Raw genomic sequence first — 3190 nt, 5'->3', positions numbered from 1 at the left:
GTATCCGCATGGAGGAGCCAAGGATCGGTCACCCCCGCCCAGACCCTCGACGGCGAAGCCTTGCACAGGCTCAGCGGAATGAGCGTCACCGATGCGATACGTTATTTCTCCGGCATGCAGGTCAAGGACTACGGCGGAATCGGAGGTCTCAAGACGGTGAACGTCAGGAGCCTCGGCAGCCAGCACGTAGGAGTCTTCTACGACGGAGTCCAGATAGGAAACGCCCAGAACGGAACCGTGGACCTGGGAAGGTTCAGCCTCGAGAACATGGAGGCCATCAGCCTCTACAACGGGCAGAAGACCAGTTTCCTGCAGTCTGCGACCGATTATGCATCTGCGAACACCGTCTATCTCCAGAGCCGCGTTCCCCACTTCCAGGAGGGCAGGAAGCACAATCTAAAGGCCAGCCTCAGCACCGGTTCCTTCAAGACCGTGAACCCTTCCCTGCTATGGGAATTCAGGCTCTCGCCGAAGATATCAGCATCCGTCGACGCATCCTACCTCTACACCAGCGGAGAGTACAGGTTCAGCTACGCCAAGAAGGACGGCTATGACACCACCGCAGTCCGCCAGAACGGAGACGTGAAGGCCCTGAGGACCGAACTCGGGATCTTCGGGGACATGGACGGTGGCTCATGGAAAGTCAAGGCATACCTCTACGACTCCCAGCGCGGCTATCCCGGCGCCTTCGTACGCGAGACTCCCGGCTACTTCAGGAACGAGGACAGGCAGTGGGACAGGAACATCTTCGTACAGGGTTCGGTGGACAGGCGCTGGGGCATATACAGACTTGCAGCGAAGGCCCGCTATGCGGATGACTTCCTGAGATATGTCTCCGACCCGAGGAAGGACGTAAGCACGATGTACGTCGACAACCGCTATCACCAGAAGGAGACCTACCTCAGCCTCGCGAACGGATTCAGCATATTCCCATGGTGGTACGCAGACATCGCCGTGGACTGGAAATACAACGACCTTGACTCGGACCTGCAGGGCTTCGCATTCCCGCAGAGGAGCAGCCTGCTGAGCGCCGTGGCATCCACGTGGACATGGGAGATCGTCAAGGCGCAGCTGAGCCTGCTGCACACATGGCTGCATGACGTCACTTCCGACGGAGCAGTCGCAGTCCGCAGCAGATTCTCCCCCGCCGCATCCGTTTCCGTGAAGCCCGTCAGAGGCGAGGACTTCCACCTGAGGGCCTTCTACAAGCGTTCTTTCAGGATGCCGACCCTCAACGACCTCTACTATGTCCAGGTAGGAAACCGTGAGCTCGAGCCCGAGACCACCGACCAGTACGACCTCGGAGTCACCTGGCAGAAACGATGGTCCAAGGGATTCCTGCGCAGCGTCGAGACCAATGCGGAGGGCTATTTCAACCAGGTATGGAACAAGATCGTCGCAGTGCCGGCACGCAACCAGTTCCAGTGGACGATGATGAACCTCGGATATGTGGAGGTGCTCGGAAGCGAGCTGAGCGCCACCGCGGAAGCTGCCATTTTCAGGGCCGGGAAGGACGAGCTGATGGCCAATGTCCGGCTCGCCTACACCTATCAGCGCGCGAAGGACCTCACCGACCCTCAGAGCGAATGGTACGGAGGTCAGATTCCATACATTCCGCGCCACAGCCTGTCCGCGGTCGCAGGGCTCAGCTGGGGTTCATATTCCCTCAACTACAGCTTCCTCTATACCGGCGAGCGATATGAAAGTTCGGCGAACATCCCTGAAAATCACCAGCAGCCCTGGTACACCAGCGACATCTCCTTCTCGGGAGCATGGCCTGTGAATGACCATGAGCTGCTTGCGAGATTCGGGCTGAACAACATCTTCAACCAGCAGTACGAAATAGTGAACTGCTATCCCATGCCAGGGACTAATTTCAGAATTGTGCTTAGCTTTGTACTATGAGAAGAAGCCTTGCCATCATATCCGCCATCTTCCTCCTGTGCGCCTGCGTTCATGAGGAACCGGTCATCAAGCCGGTGCAGACCCAGATCGAAGGAGCGACGCTCTTCGACGGAGGTTTCTATCTGCTGAACGAAGGGAACATGGGCTCGAACAAATGCACACTGGATCACTTCGACGGGAAGAGCGGCATCTACGAGAAGAATATCTTCGGGTTCCGGAATCCGAATGTGGCGATGGAGCTCGGAGACGTGGGAAATGACCTCAAGATCCACCGGGGAAGGCTCTATGCCGTGATCAACTGCTCCAACCTCGTCGAGGTGATGGACGCAGGCACGGCCGCCCACATAGCCAGCATCCCCGTTCCTAACTGCCGATACATCTGCTTCGACGACGACTTCGCCTATGTCTCGTCCTATGCCGGAGAGATACTCAGCGGCCCCGCCGACAGGCTGGGCTACGTAGCGAAGATAGACCTCAGAAAGATGGAGATAGTCGGAAGATGCGAAGTTGGGTACCAACCCGAGGAAATGGTCATCAGCGAAGGGCGGCTCTATGTCGCCAACAGCGGTGGCTACATGGCCCCTGACTATGACGACAGGGTCTCGGTTATCGACCTCGAAAGCTTCAGCCTCAGCGGGCACATCCACGTCGGAATCAACCTCCACCGCATGTGCCTCGGCCCGGACGGTTCGATATGGGTATCCTCGAGAGGTGACTACGGCAGCAGGAAATCCTCAGTAATGGTAGTCCGCGACGATGCGGTGACGGATACGCTTGATGTACGCTGCAATGCCATGACAAGACGCGGGGACGACCTGATAGTCTATGGATATGACGGAAAGGCGGCCGCCTACTCGACCGTCGACATGCTCACCAAGGAAGTGTCGGAAGGATTCATCAGGGACGGCAGCGAGAGTCAGATACGGACTCCATACGGCCTTGCCTCGAATCCTTACACTGGCGAGGTTCTCATCACCGACGCCACCGACTACGTCACTCCGGGAAAGCTCATCTGCTACTCCCCTGACGGCAGGAGCCTCTGGTCCGTCACCACCGGAGACATTCCTTCATCGATCGCATTCTATTGATCTCGTTTTCTCTGTACTATCTGTCTGCCACTACCTCCGGCATCAGCAGTTTAACGTGGGTGGTATCCTTAAGTTGTTTCCCGTTACCGAGGCCGATTTCCACGATGAAGTCTGTTTCCAGGGATCCCCTCTCTATCAGTTCAACCGGAGCATCCACAAGTTTGAAGTGAAAATATGGCAGAACCATAGGTCTGTAA

Annotated in this window: 3 protein-coding genes; 2 read left to right on the top strand and 1 reads right to left on the bottom strand. The window is 57.1% G+C overall.

From position 1 onward, the window contains the following. A partial coding sequence (locus tag AC06ND_RS09465) for a TonB-dependent receptor (RefSeq protein WP_475678736.1) occupies positions 1-1905 on the top strand: 1905 nt, incomplete at its 5' end. After that, entirely contained in the window at positions 1902-2993 is a 1092-nt protein-coding gene (locus AC06ND_RS09460; protein WP_475678735.1) for a YncE family protein, read from the top strand. The genes AC06ND_RS09465 and AC06ND_RS09460, both read left to right, overlap by 4 nt. Before the next feature lie 16 nt (positions 2994-3009). On the opposite strand, the gene AC06ND_RS09455 is transcribed toward AC06ND_RS09460, so the two are convergent. Then, the coding region (locus AC06ND_RS09455; protein ID WP_475678734.1) for a hypothetical protein at positions 3010-3190 on the bottom strand (181 nt) is incomplete at its 5' end.

It is taken from the genome of Candidatus Cryptobacteroides sp. (assembly GCF_056207615.1).
The sequence above is the reverse complement of the archived record's forward strand: the minus strand, read 5'-3'. Positions and strand labels throughout refer to the sequence as shown.